This is a genomic window from Pseudoalteromonas sp. 2CM39R, assembly GCF_023161845.1.
This window is the reverse complement of sequence record NZ_JALNTM010000005.1, coordinates 70,325-89,616: the sequence shown is the minus strand read 5'-3', so window position 1 is coordinate 89,616 and position 19,292 is coordinate 70,325. Positions and strand designations below refer to the sequence as shown.

General features: G+C 40.1%; 22 protein-coding genes. 12 read left to right on the top strand and 10 right to left on the bottom strand.

Annotated features, from left to right (window positions below; genetic code table 11):
- Positions 1-4 precede the first annotated feature (4 nt).
- The 4 genes from MTF66_RS12975 to dps all read left to right on the top strand — a co-directional run bounded on the left by MTF66_RS12975 (position 5) and on the right by dps (position 3,515).
- Entirely contained in the window at positions 5-1,153 is a 1,149-nt protein-coding gene (locus MTF66_RS12975; protein ID WP_248527381.1) for a GGDEF domain-containing protein, read from the top strand.
- A gap of 212 nt (positions 1,154-1,365) precedes the next feature.
- Positions 1,366-2,271 carry a substrate-binding domain-containing protein gene (locus MTF66_RS12970; RefSeq protein WP_248527380.1) on the top strand — a complete coding sequence of 302 codons (906 nt, stop codon included), beginning with the start codon at positions 1,366-1,368 and terminating at the stop codon, positions 2,269-2,271.
- Positions 2,272-2,350: 79 nt separating this feature from the next.
- A complete protein-coding gene (locus tag MTF66_RS12965; protein WP_248527379.1) occupies positions 2,351-2,770 on the top strand; it encodes an HPP family protein in 420 nt (139 codons plus the stop codon).
- A 226-nt stretch (positions 2,771-2,996) separates the two neighbouring features.
- Entirely contained in the window at positions 2,997-3,515 is a 519-nt protein-coding gene (gene dps, locus MTF66_RS12960; protein ID WP_058585578.1) for a DNA starvation/stationary phase protection protein Dps, read from the top strand.
- Positions 3,516-3,593: 78 nt separating this feature from the next.
- On the opposite strand, the gene corA is transcribed toward dps, so the two are convergent.
- The 4 genes from corA to MTF66_RS12940 all read right to left on the bottom strand — a co-directional run bounded on the left by corA (position 3,594) and on the right by MTF66_RS12940 (position 6,788).
- Positions 3,594-4,550 (bottom strand): magnesium/cobalt transporter CorA, encoded by a 957-nt coding sequence (gene corA / locus MTF66_RS12955; protein WP_058585579.1) that lies wholly within the window; start codon positions 4,548-4,550, stop codon positions 3,594-3,596.
- Positions 4,551-4,671: 121 nt separating this feature from the next.
- On the bottom strand, positions 4,672-5,901 hold the full coding sequence (locus tag MTF66_RS12950; protein ID WP_248527378.1) for a serine hydrolase: 1,230 nt from the start codon (positions 5,899-5,901) through the stop codon (positions 4,672-4,674).
- A 28-nt stretch (positions 5,902-5,929) separates the two neighbouring features.
- Entirely contained in the window at positions 5,930-6,544 is a 615-nt protein-coding gene (locus MTF66_RS12945) for a hypothetical protein (protein WP_248527377.1), read from the bottom strand.
- Between the two features lie 31 nt (positions 6,545-6,575).
- Positions 6,576-6,788: a helix-turn-helix transcriptional regulator gene (locus MTF66_RS12940; protein WP_054560716.1), complete on the bottom strand. Its 213-nt coding sequence runs from the start codon at positions 6,786-6,788 to the stop codon at positions 6,576-6,578.
- A gap of 204 nt (positions 6,789-6,992) precedes the next feature.
- Here MTF66_RS12940 and MTF66_RS12935 point away from each other — a divergent pair, with 204 nt between their 5' ends.
- The 5 genes from MTF66_RS12935 to azu are packed head-to-tail and all read left to right on the top strand — an operon-like array spanning position 6,993 to position 10,834.
- Positions 6,993-7,802, top strand: coding sequence for a hemin ABC transporter substrate-binding protein (locus MTF66_RS12935; protein ID WP_248527376.1), 810 nt, complete (start codon positions 6,993-6,995; stop codon positions 7,800-7,802).
- Positions 7,799-8,857 (top strand): iron ABC transporter permease, encoded by a 1,059-nt coding sequence (locus MTF66_RS12930; RefSeq protein ID WP_248527375.1) that lies wholly within the window; start codon positions 7,799-7,801, stop codon positions 8,855-8,857. Before MTF66_RS12935 ends, MTF66_RS12930 begins: the two co-directional genes overlap by 4 nt.
- Positions 8,850-9,638 (top strand): heme ABC transporter ATP-binding protein, encoded by a 789-nt coding sequence (locus tag MTF66_RS12925; protein WP_248527374.1) that lies wholly within the window; start codon positions 8,850-8,852, stop codon positions 9,636-9,638. The genes MTF66_RS12930 and MTF66_RS12925 overlap by 8 nt, the downstream gene beginning before the upstream one ends.
- Positions 9,635-10,357 (top strand): HugZ family protein, encoded by a 723-nt coding sequence (locus MTF66_RS12920; protein ID WP_248527373.1) that lies wholly within the window; start codon positions 9,635-9,637, stop codon positions 10,355-10,357. Before MTF66_RS12925 ends, MTF66_RS12920 begins: the two co-directional genes overlap by 4 nt.
- A 24-nt stretch (positions 10,358-10,381) precedes the next feature.
- Positions 10,382-10,834, top strand: coding sequence for an azurin (gene azu, locus MTF66_RS12915; RefSeq protein ID WP_248527372.1), 453 nt, complete (start codon positions 10,382-10,384; stop codon positions 10,832-10,834).
- Between the two features lie 161 nt (positions 10,835-10,995).
- On the opposite strand, the gene MTF66_RS12910 is transcribed toward azu, so the two are convergent.
- Complete coding sequence (locus MTF66_RS12910; protein WP_054560719.1) at positions 10,996-11,244, bottom strand: hypothetical protein; 249 nt, start codon at positions 11,242-11,244, stop codon at positions 10,996-10,998.
- A 156-nt stretch (positions 11,245-11,400) separates the two neighbouring features.
- Here MTF66_RS12910 and MTF66_RS12905 point away from each other — a divergent pair, with 156 nt between their 5' ends.
- A complete protein-coding gene (locus MTF66_RS12905) occupies positions 11,401-12,171 on the top strand; it encodes an AraC family transcriptional regulator (RefSeq protein WP_248527371.1) in 771 nt (256 codons plus the stop codon).
- Here MTF66_RS12905 and MTF66_RS12900 read toward each other — a convergent pair.
- The 3 genes from MTF66_RS12900 to MTF66_RS12890 are packed head-to-tail and all read right to left on the bottom strand — an operon-like array spanning position 12,168 to position 13,782.
- Positions 12,168-12,374, bottom strand: a complete 207-nt coding sequence (locus MTF66_RS12900; protein WP_054560721.1) for a helix-turn-helix transcriptional regulator — start codon at positions 12,372-12,374, stop codon at positions 12,168-12,170. The two genes, MTF66_RS12905 and MTF66_RS12900, sit on opposite strands and share 4 nt — an antisense overlap.
- Positions 12,374-12,931 carry a DUF2975 domain-containing protein gene (locus tag MTF66_RS12895; protein WP_058585585.1) on the bottom strand — a complete coding sequence of 186 codons (558 nt, stop codon included), beginning with the start codon at positions 12,929-12,931 and terminating at the stop codon, positions 12,374-12,376. The genes MTF66_RS12900 and MTF66_RS12895 overlap by 1 nt, the downstream gene beginning before the upstream one ends.
- On the bottom strand, positions 12,928-13,782 hold the full coding sequence (locus tag MTF66_RS12890; protein ID WP_248527370.1) for an alpha/beta hydrolase: 855 nt from the start codon (positions 13,780-13,782) through the stop codon (positions 12,928-12,930). The genes MTF66_RS12895 and MTF66_RS12890 overlap by 4 nt, the downstream gene beginning before the upstream one ends.
- A gap of 264 nt (positions 13,783-14,046) precedes the next feature.
- Between MTF66_RS12890 and MTF66_RS12885 the strand changes: the two genes are divergently transcribed.
- Positions 14,047-15,195, top strand: coding sequence for a hypothetical protein (locus MTF66_RS12885; protein ID WP_248527369.1), 1,149 nt, complete (start codon positions 14,047-14,049; stop codon positions 15,193-15,195).
- A 57-nt stretch (positions 15,196-15,252) separates the two neighbouring features.
- Here the strand turns inward: MTF66_RS12885 and MTF66_RS12880 are convergent, their stop codons facing one another.
- Positions 15,253-16,839, bottom strand: a complete 1,587-nt coding sequence (locus MTF66_RS12880; protein WP_248527368.1) for an RICIN domain-containing protein — start codon at positions 16,837-16,839, stop codon at positions 15,253-15,255.
- A 116-nt stretch (positions 16,840-16,955) separates the two neighbouring features.
- Positions 16,956-18,560, bottom strand: a complete 1,605-nt coding sequence (locus MTF66_RS12875; RefSeq protein ID WP_248527367.1) for a diguanylate cyclase — start codon at positions 18,558-18,560, stop codon at positions 16,956-16,958.
- Between the two features lie 192 nt (positions 18,561-18,752).
- Between MTF66_RS12875 and MTF66_RS12870 the strand changes: the two genes are divergently transcribed.
- Complete coding sequence (locus tag MTF66_RS12870) at positions 18,753-19,292, top strand: heme NO-binding domain-containing protein (RefSeq protein WP_058585590.1); 540 nt, start codon at positions 18,753-18,755, stop codon at positions 19,290-19,292.

The following is a 19,292-nucleotide window of genomic DNA, read 5'->3' as shown; positions in this document are numbered from 1 at the left end:
ACTCATGGCTAGTAACGTAGAGAATTACTTTTACCACGGCTTTTTTGTCTTCTTACTCATTACGGTAGTAACCTGCTCCATTATAGCCACGCGCCTGATGCGCAGTAGTTTTAATAACCGCTCGATTTACTTATTTAACCTGTTTTTTTACCTTGGTGTAATTGGCTTTGCATGGCTTTGGATCCAAGACTTATTAGACCTTACGCCAAGTTTTCGCTCTGGTGTGGTAATTTATATGATCTCCATGACATTACTGCAATTATCCATTTATAACCACGACGAACCCAGCCGATTTAATAAGATAATTATTGCGCATGGTGCTATTTTTTCTGTATTTGCCCTTCTTACTCAAAATATAAATCAACTTGCCCTTATTGAAGCTTGTTTTACACTAAGCGTGCTACCTGCACTTATTTACTACACAACAAAGCGTGCTGTATGTGAGAAGAACATAGGTAATACAGTGTTGTCGATGGCGCAGTGTATTCTTCTTTTAGTGCCTATTTCACAGCTGAGTATTATTACCCATGAACACAATTTAGCGACCTTATACTCTCTAACGGTTATAGCCCATGCAACCGTGTTTGTTATGACTGGCCTCGGTCTCATCACTACCCTGTTAGTGGATGAAAAAAAACGCTATTTGGAGCTGTCTTTAAAAGATCCGCTTACCGGACTCTATAACCGCCGCGGGCTGCAATTCATTATCGAACAGCAACAAGTTTTAAGCCCAAATAAAACTTCTATACTCCATGCCTGTATTGTTGATATTGATTTCTTTAAAAAAATAAACGACAACTATAGCCATGAAGGGGGCGACTTAGTACTTGAGGTTTTTTCTGATTTAATAAAACATCATTTAAATAAGGAAGACCTATGTTGTCGGCTCGGTGGTGAGGAGTTCTTATTATTGTTCTTTGCTGCTGATTTAGACTCTGCTACAAAATATTTAGAAGAACTACATAAAACCATCGAAACAAGTCAAATCGCTTATCAAGAACATCGTATATCAGTTACCGCTAGCTTTGGTTTAACTTGCTGGCAAGCAAATGACAGCTTTGAAAGCTTGGTAAATCGTGCAGACAAAGCTGTTTACGATGCGAAAGATAATGGTAGAAACCGCATAGAAATCAATACCCAGAAGCAACCGTAAAGAACTAACAACATAAAAAATTGAAGGCTTTTCCATCAATCTTGTAAATTAAGGCGCTGCCACTATAATTAGCTCGTGCTTATACTTAACTTGCAATATGTAGTGCTATGTCTTTAAAAGTATTATTAAATTTTAAATTAAACTGGTTACTTTTATGCGCCAGTTTTTGGCTTTTTTCCCTACCAATTCAGGCTAAATATGTGGTGGCTGTTGTGGGTAAAACTAAAAACGATAGCTTTTATCAGCAAGCCTTTAAAGGGTGTGAGCAATTTGCAAAACAGCATCTCGATTTTGAATGTATTTACGATGGCCCCAAAGACTTTCAAGATATTCGCACGCAAGTACTAGTGATCACCGACCTTGTTCGCAGAAACAACATTAGTGGTTTATTAATCGCAACCACAGATTCTAATTACCTTGTTGAAAGAGCATTAAAACAGCTTAAAGATAACAACATTCCAGTGATCACTTTTGACTCTGATCTGCTCGAAGAAGATCAGCAGTACCGTTTAGCCTACGTGGGTACTAATAATTTTGACTATGGGGTGGCTTTGGGGAATGAATTAAAAAAATTCACCAACAAAGAAAATAACCAAGTCTGTATTCAATCAGGACACTCAACAACACCTAATTTAAACAAGCGTATTGAAGGTGTTCGCTATGCGTTATCTGGGCAAAAAGATAAACGTTTAAGCGGTGAAAATGGCTGGAGTGAGTTTGATCGATGCCCTTTGTATAGCTTAGGAAAACGAGAGGTCTCCCTCGGCCAGCTCGACAAACTGCTTAACCTTGAAAATCCACCGCTATTTTTAGCGGTAGCGGGCTTTGCCCAATTTAACTCTAATTATGCAAACGTGATTGCTAAACATAAACAACGTATTGCTAATCAAGAGGTGGTGATCGTTTCTGCCGATACTGAGCAAATGCAATTAGAAGTATTACAGCAAGGATTATCATCGGCCAATATTGGTCAAAACCCATTTGAAATGGGCCGTCTATCTGCTGAATTGATGTATCAATACCTCAGTAAAGGTGAGCGACCAGCTAAGTCTCACTATTATTTAGACTTTCATTATTGTCAGCAAAGTAATGCAGGTACTTGCACCGTTAATCACTAAAACTTTGATCTCACTAAAGTGCAATTAACTCGATAAGCGCTAGACTTACCACAACTTGATTAATTGTAAGGATTTAGCCATGACACACCTAGTTAGTGATTTGATGACGCCAGACCCATTCGCCATTAGCGCGCAAAATACCCTGCATGACGCGCATAATCTAATGAAAGAGAAAAATGTCCGCCATATTCCAGTGATCAATGAGCATGGTGGTTTGGTTGGCATGCTAACGCAAAAAATTATGATTGCTCAGGTAATGAATATCATGGCGAATTACAGCGCCAGCGCCCTTGAACGCAAAGAAAAGCAAACTAAAGTGGTTGATATTATGGCTACCGATTTTACTAGTATCTCGCCCGAGCAACCGCTACACGAAGTTGCTAAGTTTTTTGTTGAAAACCGTCATGGCTGCATGCCTGTGGTTGATAAAGATAACAGCCTAGTGGGAATTCTAACCTCATCTGACTTTGTTCGTTTAGCAGCTGCATTACTTTCTTAAGTCGTAAATTTGTATCTGCACACTGAATTTTTTACACAAGGTGTGCAGAGTTTTCATAGTCATACCTCACCACAACCACCCCGCCTCAAAACAAAATAAAATTGAACCTTAAAATTCAATAGCTTAATGACAACTCTATTTTAGGCACAACGCTTGCTTCTATATAACTACACACGCTTTTTAATTTAAAAGCGAAAGGAAATTTATAGATAATCTCGGAGGAGTAATGAGTAATTCATCATCAAAAATCGCAGAATTTACAGCACCCGGTGTTAAAGACCAAGCTGCAGCTGACACGATTGCTATTCTAGACCAGCGCATGGTCGCATTAATCGATTTACACCTCACTTTAAAACACATTCATTGGAATGTTGTTGGCCCTAATTTTATTGGTGTACACGAAATGTTAGACCCGCAAGTAAGCGCAGTGCAAGAGATGACTGACACGATTGCAGAGCGTATTGCAACTATGGGCGGCGTACCTGTTGGCACACCACAATCAATTGTAGAACGCCGTACTTGGCAAGATTATTCAATTGGTAAAGGCTTAGTTACTGACCACCTAACAGCCCTTGATAAAGTGTATAACGGTGTTAATAAAGACCACCGTGCAGCTATCGAAAAGCTTGGTGAGCTAGACCCAGTATCTGAAGATATGATCACCGGCCAACTGGCTGATTTAGAACAATTTCAATGGTTTGTTCGTGCACATATCGAATCGTCTACCGGCGAATTGAAAGGATAAACCCGATTTAAAGGTTAAACCCCCTAGGTCTATCCGAAGACCCCTTGCCCAGCATTTGCTGGGCTTTTTTATGCTTTGTTACAACCAACCTTTATGTTTAAAGAACAAGTAAGGTGCAAAGCCAGATAGCAACATAATGCCAATTGCAAACGGGTAACCCCATGCCCATTGCAGTTCAGGCATGCTGTTAAAATTCATCCCATAAATACTGGCGACGACGGTAGGCGGTAAAAACACCACAGAGGCAATTGAGAAGGTTTTTATAATTTGGTTTTGTTCGATGTTAATAAAACCCTGAGTCGAGTCCATTAAGAAATTCACCTTATCAAACAAAAATGTGCAGTGAGACATAAGGGTATCGATATCGAGCACAATTTCACGTAGTGACTCGCGATCTTCTGTCGGCGCTCCTAGGTAGCGCAGTAAAAACGAAATATTCCGGCGCGTATCCATCAAACATAAACGCACCTTACCGTTGTTATCTTCAAGGCGAGAGATTCGACTAACAGCTTCTTCTAAGTCAGAGTCATCCTCTTCAAGTACATAGGCACTAAGTTTTTCTAACTGGTGATGCATGTCTTCAAGCATATCAGCGTGGTTTTCGACTTTTTGGTCAAATAAAGTCACCAAAAGTTGCTTCGGATTATCACACGCTACCTGCCCTTTCCGAGCACGCAGTCGTAATAGACGAAAATCGGCTAGTTCATCATCGCGGATTGTCAGCAAGCAGTTGTCTTGTAGCAAACAAGCCACGGTTACCGTATTAAAGCGCCCTTCATTTGGTGACATGAAAAGCGCATGCACATGCAAACCTTCATGATCAATAAAACAACGGGAAGAGGCTTCGATTTCTTCAACATCATCAGCACCAGGTAATGTGATATTAAGCGTGCTTGCCAGTGCTTGTCGTTCTTCTTCGGTCGGATTTATGGTATCAATCCAGTGGGCATTTTTTATGGCGGTTGCAAGAGGCGTATCAGCAGCTGGCTCAGTTTCTGTGATCACACCTTGGTCTATAGAAAAAAATCGTAACATGCGCCCTACCCTGAATAATCAATGTAAAGCAAATACTATAGCTGTTCACGTTAATGAACAATGACAATGCTACTAATTAACGGATAAAGCAGAAAAATAATTTAAACCTAACATCAATTGCTTATTTCGCTTTTTTGAAACGCACCAAAAGCATACCTATCAAGATGATGCCAAGGCCTATTAAGCAAGGTACAAAAGCACTTTGCAAGGCAACATCAAACGCTAAAAAGTCGGGGTAACCCGTTTGCCAAAGCGTCCATTCATAACCGAGCTTTGATGCAATATGTTCACCGCCGCTACTAAGTACGATGATTGCATCATTGTTATCTGGGTTGATGCGAAGCGTGCTATTTATTGCTGGCTCATTCGCGCCATCATGGCCAAACACAAAATCTCCCGATGCTGTTGGTGCATAAAGCATGGTACCTAGCCCCCAAATTGGTGCGCCTAAGCTAATTGCCAATGGCTCTCGCATGGTGCTGATCATTTGCGGGCTTAACTGCCCTGTTTGAGGTGATGTTAATGCTTGCACTAAAGCGATTAAGTCATGGCTACTTGCCAGTAAGCCTGTTGCCGCTGCCGATGCGTATTGAAAATACCCAGCAGCTTGCCCGCTTTTATTATAAGCGGGTGCGATGTTGTCTAACTCAGATAGTACATCGTAACTGGCATCAGTCATATTGACTGGCTTAAAGACATTCTCGGCCATCCAAGTTGCAAAGCGTTGATTCGTTTTTTCTTCTACCAGCAGCTCTAGCATTAAATAGCCGCCCCCAGAATACTTAAAATCGCCCACAGGCTTGGTGACTTTTATTTCACTCACACCTGTTGATGACAGCGGCTTGTTTAGCGACTCTAGCACGCTTGGTACGGTTTCATTTAACGGAATATCGGCAAAGCCCAAACCATCACCAAGCCCCGCAGTATGAGATAACAGATGAGCAAGGCTAACGGTTTGATTATCAAACTCTGATTCAGGTAACTGCCAACCCGTCAGTTGCTCATTAATCGCGTGATCTAAACGAATTTGTTGTTGCTCTGCCAGAATCATCACACCATAGGCGGTAATAAATTTACTGAGCGATGCGACTGGGAACAAAGTATTTGCGGTTATTTCATCTTTGCTTTTTGAGTAATCTTGAAAAACCACTTGGCCATTTTCAATCAAAACATAAGCGATGCTTGCTTCATTGTTGGCAATCAGCACCTGACTATTAGCAATAAATTGCTCAGTGTTGCCTGTTTCGGCTATGGGTTTTAAAAACCAACCACTGACACCACCATATACGCAGATAGCAGCCCAAACAAATGACAAAAATAACGTTAACAGAATCGTTTTAAACCAGCTCATACCCTATTCCTTGTGTTACAAAGCGTTGTTAAATCACTTCGATTTGCTCAGGTTTTTTGATAAAGAACACCATTAAAATTAATAATGCTGCTGGGAATAAAAACACATTCAAGTAAGCAAAAATCACCGTTAGCTGTAAGATGCACATTAGCAACAATAGGATAGAAAACACCGTTAGCAACGATGACATACCATGGCGCTTTGTTAGTAATAACGCGGCTGTGATCAAACCCACTAAGGCATACAAGCCTAAACTCCCAGCCGAGACTACCATGGCAATAATTGAAATACTTTCTACCACATCATTCGATGCTTTATCACCAGCTACGGCAAGATAAACATCACATAACACAGTGGCATGAAAAGCTAATACCAACACCGCCAACACACATAACAAGATGCGTACACCTTCAACATCGAACATATCTTTTAGTGCCTTGCGTAAACTCAAGTACACGTAAATTTCAAGTGTACCGATGAGCACGAACACAAAGTCTGAAAAGTTTAAGCTTTGTAAATCAAGCTTGAGCGCTTCTCCTAAGCCATCAAGTGTTTCGCCAAAAACTGAAATCCAGTACATGGGAAAAATGACAGCAAGTAATCCTGCAGCTATGCCGGGTAGTAAATAGTCACGGTTGAGCATATGCCCTCCAAAATCCTGTTGCGTTGTAAAGTTATTCGCTATCGCGTTCGTACACCAAAATATCGCCGGGTTGGCAATTAAGCTCTTCACAAATAGCTTCAAGTGTACTAAAGCGGATCGCTTTCACTTTTCCGTTTTTTAGTAATGATAAATTGGTCATAGAAATATCAATGCGCTGAGATAGCTCTTTCAGCTGCATTTTGTTCTTTGCCAATTCTATATCTAAGTTGATTCGTATTTTCATAGTCTAAAAAGTACACAGTTGATTTATGATTGTCAAACTTTATTTTACGATTATCATAAAACAAAGAATGAAAAACATAATAGAACATACTATTTAATTTGGTAATTTTTTTACCACACCAATAAGCAAATTGATTGTGATAACTATTTTCATTTGCGTTTATGTATTTATAATAGGGCTAATATCATTCAAGTGAGTGCAATTATGAAATACTTAAGCGTCATGTTATTACTGCTTTCAAGCTCCGCCTTCGCTGAGCAACGAATAGTGAGTGCCGGAGGAACATTAACAGAAATTATATTCGCGTTAGGTCAGCAGCAAGAGTTAGTAGGTGTTGATCAATCGAGTATGTATCCAAAAGCGGCCACAGAGTTACCTCAGGTTGGGTATTACCGCGACCTTGCTGCAGAAGGTGTACTTTCTTTACGCCCAACAGCAATTTTTGCACTTGAAGGAGCTGGCAGACCTGAAGTATTGAAACAAATTAGTTCGACTGGTGTTACTTTAAAAAACTACCCTAAGCCAGACTCTATCAGTGAGCTAAATAGCTTAATTACTAATTTAGGTAATGAATTAGGTGCGCAAGAGCAAGCACGTGCTTTAAATCAAAAAATCCAAAATAGCTTACCTGAAAAATCTCCGATTACTGGTAAAAAAGCACTGTTTCTATTATCAGCCAATGATAGAGGCTTAGTTGCTGCGGGTACTGATACCGTGCCGCAAATGTTGTTTGAATATACTGGAATTAAAAACTTAGCACAGACCCATTCAGGCTTTAAACCATTAAATAGAGAGATCCTTGCTGTAGAACAACCCGATTTTATTATTGCACCTGCTCATGTCGTTTACTCATTAGGTGGTAAAGATGCATTTTGTAAGCTGCCTGCTTTATCTTTATTAAAAGCAGCACAAAATTGTAAGTTACTGGTTATGGATAGTTTATTATCATTGGGGTTGACACCAAGAATAGCGACTGCCATTGAGCAAGTTAGTGATTATCACAATAAGCTATGAACAGTTCAATTACTTTACCAATAGTGCTAAGAACAAGGCTTTTTCCTAATAAATGGATAGTCCTTTGCGTTCTGAGTATTGCCGCCTTATCTTTACTAAGCATTGGTTTTGGCCCCGCAGGCTGGGACTGGCGTTTAGCTATTGCTTGGCTTGCACCAGAGCACTTTACACAGTTTGACCCGTTACAAATTAATGTTGTTACGCAAATTCGTTTACCACGGTTTATGTTGGCAGTAATGATTGGTTTAGTGCTGGCTCAAACTGGTACGGCGACTCAAGCCCTGTGCCGTAATCCACTTGCCGACCCATCTATTATTGGTATTAGTTCAGGCGCTGCCGTCATTGCTGTAGCATTTATCGCACTGGGTGCGAAATTTGATTTTCAAGCTGACAAATATTTACCTTATGCCGCATTTTTAGGCGCATTGGCTGTGACGCTTTTTGTTTACCTTATTGCTAGACAGGCCGGTCAAGTTAATGTAACGACCCTGATTTTGGTCGGTGTAGCGGTAAACGCTCTCGCCTTTGCATTAATAGGGTTATTAAGTTTTTATGCTGATGACAGTGCGCTGAGGTTAATAAACTACTGGACTATGGGCTCACTTGGCGGCGCTACGTGGGCTAATTTAAATCAAGCGTTACCTCTGTTACTTATCAGTGCAATTGGTCTGTGGTATTTAAAAGAGCCAATGAATTGTTTACTGCTAGGTGAATCACAAGCTCAGTATTTAGGAATAAACACGCAGACCCTTAAATTTCAAATCATTCTTTTAGTTGCATTAGGTGTGGGAGCAAGTGTGGCAATGACAGGTTTAATCGGATTTGTTGGTTTGGTTGTTCCGCATATTGCAAGGCTTATGGTGGGTCCCCACTTACGGGTTATGATGCCTTTGTGTATGTTGCTTGGCATTATCGTTTTATTACTCTCTGATTGGCTCGCACGCACATTAGTGATGCCAGCAGAACTTCCTATTGGGATTATCACCGCCCTGCTTGGTGCGCCATTGTTTATCTACCTTATTTTAAAAAGTAAGCAAGGAGGCGCAATTGCTTAGTTTTAATCACTTAAGTGTTAATTTCGGCGAAAAAGCCATCTTGCAAGATTTAACTAGCGAGATTAAGGCAGGTCAATGTGTGGGCTTAATTGGGGAAAATGGAGCTGGAAAATCCACCTTGCTCCACACTCTAGCCGGAAGTCACTCTTACCAAGGTGAAATACTGCTCAACAACCAACCGTTAGCAAAATTTAGCCAAGCTAAACTGGCCCATCAACGTGCCGTTGTTATGCAGTCTCAGCAGCTAGGTTTTGCATTCACAGTGCAAGAGCTTGTCGCAATGGGGCGTTACCCATACAAAGAAACAACACAGCACTGTGCTAAAAAAGTAGCTCAATACATTGATTTTATGGAGCTAGGTCACTTGAGAGATCGTCGTGCCACGGCTTTATCGGGCGGCGAGTTACAACGAGTGAGTATGGCACGTTGTTTAGCGCAACTTGATGCATTTAGTGATGATACTCAGCCGAAACTCATGTTATTAGATGAGCCAACTTCAGCGCTCGATATGCGCCACCAGCATGCTTTATTAGGTTGTGTTAACAAGTTTGTTGAGCAAGGCAATGCCGCTATTATTGCAATCCACGACTTAAATTTAGCAAGTCTTTATACCAGCGACATTATTATGTTGCATCAAAAACACATTTTGGCGTCTGGCAGAACATCAGATGTCCTCACTGAACATAACTTAAAACACATTTACGCCATGCCTTTGTATGTTAAGTCACATCCACTGCATGACGCCCCAATGATTTATTCTCAACGTCAGGAGTTTTCATGAGAACACAAGCCGTTCACGACGCCAAGCAATTGGTATACAAAAAAAATAGCGGAGTAATGTCTACCCTTTCATATAATTTACGCGGCTATCCATTTGGCTCTGTAACTCCCTACATGTGTGATGAGCAAGGAAAGCTATATTTTTTTATCAGCGATATTGCTCAACACACTAAAAACCTAGTACACGACAAGCGCATGAGCCTAACAATATTTGATGCAGCCCAAACAGGCGATCAAAACGAACATGGCCGAGTAACCATTGTGGGTGATGGCTCATTAGTTCCAGCAGAAAATGCTGAAGTATTACTCACCAAATATTTTGCTTTATACCCAGAAGCTGACTCTTATCGTAGCGCTCATGACTTTAACTTATGGCAATTAGACCCTGTTCGCGTTCGCTATATAGGCGGCTTTGGCAAGATTTTTTGGATTGAAAAAGATGAATGGCTTACATCAGAAAAAGCATGGGATGACAACCAAGAGCTGCATATGATCAACCATATGAACGAAGACCACAAAGATGCAATGGCCTTAATTTTAAACCAACACTACTGCGTTGACGACACAGCACCAGTTATGAATGGTTTGCTACCGCAAGGCTGCTACATAAGAAGCCATAACAAGAACTACTACATCCCTTTTGATGAGGTATGTGATAACCCTCAAGCAGTACGAAAAGCACTTGTTCAACTAACTAAAGATGCACGTGCCACTGTGTAAATATGTTCATTTAAGGAGAATACCATGAAGAAAATTTTAGGCTCTATTTTGTTTATTCTTGCAGCTTCAGCAAATGCTAATGCTAATGCTAATGAATGTGAACTAACGATTGAATCAAACGATATGATGCAATTTTCAACTAAGTCATTAACTGCTCCTAAAAGCTGTAAAGAAGTGACGGTAACACTAAAACATACTGGCAAATTACCAAAAAATGCCATGGGCCATAACTGGGTGCTTTCTAAACAAGCAGATATTCCAGATATCGCCAGCGATGGTATGGGCGCAGGGCTTGACAAAAATTATCTAAAAGAAGGTGATAGCCGTGTACTTGCTGCAACTAAAATAATAGGGGGTGGCGAACAAACCAGCGTAGCCTTCGCAAGCAACCTTTTAAAAGAGGGCGAAAATTATGCATTTTTCTGCTCATACCCTGGTCACTACGCAATTATGCAAGGGACGTTTACCTTAATTTAAACCTTATTAGATGTGTAGCTAATAGACAGACAGCATATTTTGCTGGCTGTCTTGACTCTAGTTAATCGCTATTAACTCAAAAAGCAGGTATTAAAATTGCCGATAGAATACCAATAAAAATGGGGCGTCTTCGCCCCACTTTAGCTCGTAACCAGTAATGATTAATGCGGTTTTTTAGTGCCGTAACGCACCATATCTTTACCGTTTTCATACACTTCACTTGTCACGTAACGGCCAAGTAAAAGTTGATGTTTATCATCAAGTACCGCAATAAATGGGCGGCCATCACTATTATTGGTTGCAAGAGCAACACCGGTTACATTCTCAAGCCCTAAACCGCCAGTTTCAACTAGGCGTAAAAATGTTTCTAACTCGTCTAATGTTTCAATTACATCGTTATCGTTAATCATCTCAAATACTCAGTGATTGCTAATGGGCGTAGCATAGCAGGATTAAAAACAGGGTGCGAATAACAGCCCCTAATGTAGCTTACTTTTGGACTAAAAATTGACACAACGCTATTCAATTGATGATACTTTCGCTATCGATAGAGGCAGTGAAGTGTAATGAGTAACCATTTAACGCTCGAATTAATGACACCAAAGGGCAATCTTGCCGATAGCATACAAGCTATTTGGTATGCCACAGCGCACTCTCAAGGAGAGCAATGGCTTGCCTGCGATGGTGCCACAGGGCTTGTGTTTCCTGTTGATGGTGAAGTTTTACTTGATGACAAGCCGCTTGCTGCCCCTTATGCAGTGCAAGAAACATCGACTCAAGCATCTAAAGTCACATTTTCACACGATGCGCAGTTTTGTGGTATTCGTTTTAACCCAACCGTATTGTCTGAACTAAAGCGTAATGCTCACCCACTCCTTGCAGAGCAGTCCCTATGTGAAATTGCCGAAGATCTGCAAAATAATGCCAGCTTAGCCGCATTTGTTGCACTTATTAGCCGCCACTTTACTGATAATAAAAACATTAACCACGGTAACAGACACTCAAAGCACCTAATCCGTAACCTTATTGAGTTAACGCCACTCGAAACTGCTTACCAACTTGCCCCACTCAGTCAACGCCAACTCGAAAGGCAAGTTAAGGATCAATGCGGCGTCACCCCTAAGTACTTTGAGCGTATCTACCGAGTAAAACTTGCTAAACAAGCAATTAAAGATAACCCTGAAATGAGCTTTGCAGATATTGCACTTGAATGTGGCTTTACCGATCAGCCTCATTTAATCAAAGAATTCAAAGCAATAATGCACATCACCCCAGCAAAATACCGCAATTTATTGAAAGACTCTCAAACTAAACAAACAAAGCTTATTTTTCGTTAGTCATCCTCAAAACGCAGAATATCACCAGGCTGACAACCTAAGTGCTTACAAATTGCATCTAAGGTCGTAAAGCGCACAGCTTTAGCTCGTCCAGCTCTGAGAACTGATAAGTTTTGTGGCGTAATACCTATCGCTTCAGCTAATTCTGCAGACTTCATTTTTCGCTTAGCTAACACTACATCTAAATCAATAATAATCGCCATTAAATCACTAACTCTTGCTCTTTTTGTAGCTGCTGCGCTTGACCCATGATCCAACCAATAACATAAATAATTAATCCCATCACTAAGCCTATAATATCAGTATCTTGTATAGCCACGACCCTTCCGATATCTGTTCCTGTTGCCAAGTTAAGAAGAGTTATAAGTAGTGACGGATAGCACACAACTAGTGCAAATTGCGCCAATAATACGCCACCTAACCATTTAAAACATTGTATATTTTCAATAGCGAAGAAGGATCCACGTCGGTAAAGCAAAAATAACCGAATCAAAATTATGTTGATAAGAATAAACGGTAGCAATTGCACAAGACCAAGCCATAAAACACTATCAAAACCATGCTCATTTAATGTTTGTGCTACTCCTTGCCAAGAGCCGCTGACTTCAAGACCAATCCACATATGCGCACCATTACTTTGTGTAAAACTTAAAACATTACTGTCACTGAAAAGCACAATAATGCTTGTTACTAACAAGCTAATAAGCGTAAAAATTAGCAGGCTTAGGATAAACGAACTCATCCAAACAATTTTTTTCATGACGATTTACTCAGTGTTATTTGTTTTAGAAGTTGCTCATAATGAGTCGCTAACTGCTTACCTGTTAACGCATTAGAATGGTGCTTCCCTTTTGCAATGTAAATCTGCTTTTGCTGAGATTTTGCATGTTGATATAGTGATTTAGCTAACACAGCTGGAGTTTGAGTGTCTTTTTCACCGGTGATTATTAATAACGGTGCTTGATAAACTTGTAACGCTTTTAAATTATCGACTTGTTTAATCTCTTCACTAAACTCAACACTAACAAACGGTTTAGCAAACCACGGAATTCGTGCTGCTGTCATCTGTTCAACATTTGTCACACTCCCTTCGAGTACCAGAGCATCAACATTACGCTGACTGGCAAGATAACCGGCAATCATACTTCCTAAAGAATGACCATGGATCACCACTGGCAAAGTATTTAGGTCTGATCTGCCTTTTACATAATCAAATACCTGTAATGCATCAGCTTGCAGATTAGCTACACTAGGTACTCCAGAACTAAGCCCATAACCACGATGATCCATCATTAAAATATTAACTTGAAAAGGTAAAAGTAGCTTGGCTGGCTCCCCTCCTGCGACACTAACGCGAAACTGGTTACCACCGAAGTAAATTACCGTCGCACGAGCATCTGAAACTTTAATAAGGGTACCCTTAAGTTTAGTACCCTCATCGGTAGTTAAAGTTACCTCCTGCTTTTTGGCGGTGGCATTAACACTTTGTATATCCTGCATCGTTATTTTTTTATCCGGATATAAAAAGTGAGACTCCTCAACCTTAATTGTCGTACAACCAGTTAATAACAGCACAATCAGCGAAACCACCGCAATAGAACCAAATTTCATTTTCACGATCCTTCTAGTAAAAAAACTACTATGGCACTAGATAAGTTAAAAAACAAACTAAAATTATCGAAAAACGATAATTAGTTATTCAATATCGAACATGCAAAGCCCTTCCTTTGAGAAATAACTTTGATCAAAAGCGCTATCTCCGTTAATTCATTATTTTTCAAATTCTGTGTTGAGCGATTTTATTTGCGCTCGGCATTTATCCATAGGATAGTTAACACAAGCCTACTAAACGTGCTGTAACTAAATAGGATAATCATGAAAAAAGTTTTACTTGCCACCAGCTTAATTGCCTCGTCATTTACTGCATTTGCAGCCAATTTAACTGTTGAAGAACTGCGTATTGAAAAAGCCAGCAAAGCCATGCCAAAGGTGTTAAATGCTTTTTCTAATGAAGTAAACCAATTTGAAAAACAGTGGCAAGCGGCTGCTAGTTATCAGCAAGCAAGTGATCTTATTGATGATTACGCTAAACAATTATGGCGCGATGCCAAAGCACGTATAATTAAAACCAACAGCTTCGACGACCGAGAGCTGTATTGGGCTCGTTTACTTTCAAGCAAGATTATTCGTACCAGCAAACCCCAGTTTGCAATGACCGACAGCGAGCAAACCGCGTTATTAACAATGCTTGAAAATGGCAGCCGTGGACGCACCGACCTTGATTACAGTAAAAAAACCGACAAACGCATTTTAATTACAGGTTTTGATCCATTCTTATTAGATAGAAATATTAATCAAAGTAACCCATCCGGTGTTGCAGCATTATTACTTGATGGCCAAGTAATTAATTACAATGGCATTAGCGCCGAGATCAATACGGTAATGGTGCCAGTACGCTACGAAGACTTTGACCAAGGTATTATCGAATCATTACTTGCGCCATATTACGCACTTAACAATGTCGATATGATTGCCACTATCAGTATGGGCAGCAAAGACTTTGACCTTGAACGCTTTCCAGGTAAACGCCGTAGTGTAACAGCGCCCGATAACGCCAATATTGTGTATGGCGGCACAGCAACTGCACCGAAAATTTCGAGCCTTAACGACCGCCCTCTTCCGGGCAATGAATTTGTAACTTTCAGCTTACCAGTTAAGCAGATGCAAAAAGCCAAAGGGCCATTCCCAATCAACGACAATCATAAAGTCATCACGCTTGAAAAAGCATTTGAGCCAAAATCACTTAAAGAGTTAGAAGGTGCGATTGCAGTAAAAGGCGGTGGCGGCGGCTACTTATCAAATGAAATCTCGTATCGTAGTATTCGCCTACGTGATGAGCTTAATTCAGACATCCCTACAGGGCATATTCACACCCCACGTATCCAGCAGTTTGAGCCAGAAACAGAAGCTAAAATTGTTAAGCAAATTAAAGCAATGCTTGAGCAGAGCTTGGTTTCAATTTAAAGCGTTAAGCTCAGCTATTAATCAATAGCTGAGCTTTTTCCAACTCACAATTGATAGTTATTGTGGACCTGTTCCACCATTCACTTTAATGCCCAAAGAACTTGGATCATCTAATCGATATGGGTAAAGTTGAATATCACCGAATACTGTTGCCCCGCTATCACGATATTGATCAGTTGCAGAACTTCCAGTGTAAACATTTCCTGAGGCACTAAAATAACCAGAGCCTTGATTCCAGTGAGGTTTCGCTGAATTTTCAAAGTAATTATTTTCCACTAAAACCTCTGCGCCATTCCCCGCACTAATTGAAAAATAAGTAATGTTCTTCCAGTAATTATTAAACATATGCACACGAGAGTTATAGCCGTCTACTTTAGGGTTTCGCCCTGCAGCTGTATCCCAAAAATTGTGATGCGCTGTTATTTGAGAGTTTCTAAATAAATGGGTATACCAATGCTGGTTAGCGCAAACTTGAGGGTTATATCCATAAAAACGATTCCAACTTAAAGTAACGTTTTGACTATTGTCTACATCAATATATCCATCACTGATTTTATTAAATGCCATGTGATCAACCCATACATGACTACTATCATCTATTGAAATAGCATCACCTGCTTCAACAAGCGCAGGATTAATATCTTCAAGCATAATGTTCTTAATAATAATATTTCGCTGCTTACTAATAACGAGGCTAGCACCAATTATTTTCGAGTTTTTACCTAACCCTTGCAGCGTTTTATTTGATTGCACAATGATACGTCTATCATTACGGGTAACATTCACGGTTGAGTTCGAGCTACTTCCCAACTCACTACAGCTTTGATTACCAACGGGAATTCTGTACCACGTTTTACCGTAATCTCCCCATTGACCACAATCAAGTGGACAAGCCGGTACCGTTCTATTGGCGGTTCGACAATCAATCACGGTGTTATCTGGGACCTGAATAACCGCAGCAGAGCCAGAACTCAATGCAGTACTTAAATCATCACAGCTATATACTGTGATGGCAGTGTTATTACCACCACCGGTCGTTGTGCTCAATCCATCTTGACCTACTTGAGATGCAAAGCCTATTAAGTCACTGGGAGTGGTTCCGGTAGTCCCACAGTCGCCATTTACTGGATTAATAAACCATCTTTGTGAACTGATCCCAGCATCATCATTTTGATAAACATTTGCAGTATTATTTGAGCCTGCAACTGTCAAAGATTTACCAGTTAACTTATTGACGATATTAAAGCCGCCCGATGAAGATGCTTTTAACAACCAACGTTGATTAGCCCCTTGCCAATCATCATAAGCAATTATATTTGCACCATTTGATTGCGATGAGTTCAACACATCAAGAACTTTATTGTTAAATTTAGAGCGTATAATCCAATAGCCATCTGCTTCTTGAATAAGCTGAAACTTTTGGTTATTTCCACCCCAGTATTCGTAGCTAATAATATTCGGGGCTGAGCTAGAATCACTGGTATTTACATCAAGTGCAAGGCCAGAGCCTCTATTAATAATGGAATATACAGTGCCAGATTCAGGCATAGCACTACACTGTTGTGCATGAACAGCACTCTGAGCAAAACACGCAACTGCTAGTAGGCATAATGCTAACAGTTTAGTTTGGTTTAAAATCTTCAAGACTATCTCCTTCATTATATTTGTAATATAAAATTACATTATTAAGGAGATAGTTTAATTCATCCGTACCCAAAAGCACTCATTTATGTTTAATTTATGTAAACAGATGTTAAAAATCATCCAACAACGCAGCAATTTCGACCTTGCTTTTTCGCTTTATAAAGCGCGTCATCTGCTATTTTAAACAAGCTATCTGAGTCAAACGCCTCATTAGCAGCCTTACTGGCAACACCTATCGATAAGGTAACATAGCTTAAGTCTGCACGGCCTTGGTGAGTTATGTGAGCTGATGCAACGGCGTTTCGTAGCGTTTCAGCCACTTTGAGTGCCTCTTGCTTATCTGTATTGCTGAGCACAATTACAAATTCTTCGCCGCCATAGCGGGCAACAAAGTGACTGTCTAGATTGGTATTATATTTAAGAAGATTGGCAACTTCACAAAGCGCTTTGTCACCTTGATCATGTCCATAATAGTCATTGTAGAGTTTAAAATGATCGATATCGACGACAATCATTGAGATAGGCTGCGATGCTAAATCTGTATCGCTGGCAAGCATTGCAAAATGTTTATCTAAGGCCCTACGATTGGCAAGCGTCGTCATTGAGTCGGTATTACTGATACGTTTTAACTTCTGGTGGCGCTCTAGTATTTCTGCACGTTGATTTTCTATCAGAGTGAATAACTCATTCATACCTCGCCCGAGCTGATGCAATTCGTTATTGCCAAAATACTCATCCCGAGCGCTAAAATCGTTATTTCTGATTGCTGAATTTATCAATATGTAGAGCTTTCTGAGTGGCCTTAAAACCTGTTGATTTATATATAAATAAAATAAAATAAATACAGAGCCAGAGATCAATAAACCGGTGATTAAAGAGCTATCGAACAAACTTCGGTCATAAGTACGTTCACGGGATGCAATAGAAAGCACAAACAGTAAGTTTCCTGCTTGGTCATTGACTCCTAAGTACAGCCGCTGATTATGCTGGCTCGCCTCCATTTCACTTCTCTTTTCACCAAACACTCTTGTTAAGTGTTCTTTATATCTGGGCGCATCATCCGTGCCATAAAAGCTAATATCATTTGCCAACCCTGGCGTTAGATTTTCGATAAAGCCTTCATCAATAAAGCTCCAAAGCAGTAAAGTACCAACGAAACCACCTGCACCATCAGAATTAGTGATATTGTAAGCAACCGTCACGGCTGGTGTTTTCTCTATAGTAATAAACCTGACTTTATGAATGAACTCAGATTCGCTATTAGCGAGATCATCAGGTAAAGTTATTAGGTCGTTTTTTATCAACAAATTGGGGCTTTCTAAAACCGTTGGTGAGTAAGGCTGATAATCACTATCAAAACTGCCACCGCCAATAATATTTGCCTGTATATCATATAAATACCAACCATTTACGTCTAACCGCTGTAGTGCGTCAGCGATAACATAATCACCATTAAACCACTGAGTATCACGTTGCTGTGCAGCTTCATACATGGTATCCCAAGCTGAGCTATCGAAGACCATTTTTGACAGGGCATCAATCTCTTGCTGAAGCTGTGACTCCACACGCTGAATATCAATCCGGTCATTTTGTTTTGTCATCGCTTCAAATGTTGGCAATATCCAAAAATGCCTAATAATTGTTTGCGCTAATAAAATAGCACAGCACGCAGCAGTAAATGCAAGTAGTAAGCGTTTTCTGAGCCTTGTGCCAATCACCATAAAATACCAAACCCAACAGAATTAAAAGTACATTAGTACTAAAAAGTATAACCTTGTTTGGTCAGTTTGCTTGCTAGGCTTTAATTTTTCAGCAAATGTGAAACTCTATCCATACTAAAGTTCAACGGTGAAAAATTGTAAAATTTCTCATTACATCTAAACTTTTAGTATTGAATTTTGTTGGGCTACTGTATGAAAGGTATCGTCTTTACCGAGTTTTTAGAAATGGTCGAAAATGAGTTCTCTTATGAGGTCGCTGACAAAATCATCGAAGAAAACTCACTTACTTCAAACGGCGCTTACACCAGTGTTGGCAATTACGATAATACAGAGCTGATAATGTTGGTCAGCTCATTGAGCAAACATATAAACAAACCCGTTGATGAGCTGGTTCATGCTTACGGTAAATATCTGTTAAAGCGCTTTTTTGTTTTGTTTCCGCATTTCTTTGAAAGTGTCGAAAGTACTTTTGAATTCCTTGATACCATTGACCAGCACGTACATATTGAGGTTAAAAAGCTCTACAACGATGCACAATTGCCAAGTTTTGAAACTAAACGAATTAGCCAGAGCGAAATGCAAATGTTTTATCGCTCAGGTAACCCATTTGCTTGTTTAGCTGAGGGCTTGATTGAAGGTGCCTGTGAGCATTTCAATGAAGTTATTACCGTTAAAAGTGAGATCGACGATAACTACCAATCTGCCACTTTTACTCTAACAAAAGAAGCTTAA

Coding starts and splice junctions, on each gene's coding strand:
- MTF66_RS12885 (WP_248527369.1), top strand. CDS start 14,047: ATGAAAAAAGTTTTACTTGCCACCAGCTTAATTGCCTCGTCATTTACT.
- MTF66_RS12920 (WP_248527373.1), top strand. CDS start 9,635: ATGAGAACACAAGCCGTTCACGACGCCAAGCAATTGGTATACAAAAAA.
- MTF66_RS12895 (WP_058585585.1), bottom strand. CDS start 12,931: ATGAAAAAAATTGTTTGGATGAGTTCGTTTATCCTAAGCCTGCTAATT.
- corA (WP_058585579.1), bottom strand. CDS start 4,550: ATGTTACGATTTTTTTCTATAGACCAAGGTGTGATCACAGAAACTGAG.
- MTF66_RS12905 (WP_248527371.1), top strand. CDS start 11,401: ATGAGTAACCATTTAACGCTCGAATTAATGACACCAAAGGGCAATCTT.
- azu (WP_248527372.1), top strand. CDS start 10,382: ATGAAGAAAATTTTAGGCTCTATTTTGTTTATTCTTGCAGCTTCAGCA.
- MTF66_RS12945 (WP_248527377.1), bottom strand. CDS start 6,544: ATGCTCAACCGTGACTATTTACTACCCGGCATAGCTGCAGGATTACTT.
- MTF66_RS12900 (WP_054560721.1), bottom strand. CDS start 12,374: ATGGCGATTATTATTGATTTAGATGTAGTGTTAGCTAAGCGAAAAATG.
- dps (WP_058585578.1), top strand. CDS start 2,997: ATGAGTAATTCATCATCAAAAATCGCAGAATTTACAGCACCCGGTGTT.
- MTF66_RS12940 (WP_054560716.1), bottom strand. CDS start 6,788: ATGAAAATACGAATCAACTTAGATATAGAATTGGCAAAGAACAAAATG.
- MTF66_RS12870 (WP_058585590.1), top strand. CDS start 18,753: ATGAAAGGTATCGTCTTTACCGAGTTTTTAGAAATGGTCGAAAATGAG.
- MTF66_RS12950 (WP_248527378.1), bottom strand. CDS start 5,901: ATGAGCTGGTTTAAAACGATTCTGTTAACGTTATTTTTGTCATTTGTT.
- MTF66_RS12875 (WP_248527367.1), bottom strand. CDS start 18,560: ATGGTGATTGGCACAAGGCTCAGAAAACGCTTACTACTTGCATTTACT.
- MTF66_RS12965 (WP_248527379.1), top strand. CDS start 2,351: ATGACACACCTAGTTAGTGATTTGATGACGCCAGACCCATTCGCCATT.
- MTF66_RS12975 (WP_248527381.1), top strand. CDS start 5: ATGGCTAGTAACGTAGAGAATTACTTTTACCACGGCTTTTTTGTCTTC.
- MTF66_RS12935 (WP_248527376.1), top strand. CDS start 6,993: ATGAAATACTTAAGCGTCATGTTATTACTGCTTTCAAGCTCCGCCTTC.
- MTF66_RS12910 (WP_054560719.1), bottom strand. CDS start 11,244: ATGATTAACGATAACGATGTAATTGAAACATTAGACGAGTTAGAAACA.
- MTF66_RS12890 (WP_248527370.1), bottom strand. CDS start 13,782: ATGAAATTTGGTTCTATTGCGGTGGTTTCGCTGATTGTGCTGTTATTA.
- MTF66_RS12930 (WP_248527375.1), top strand. CDS start 7,799: ATGAACAGTTCAATTACTTTACCAATAGTGCTAAGAACAAGGCTTTTT.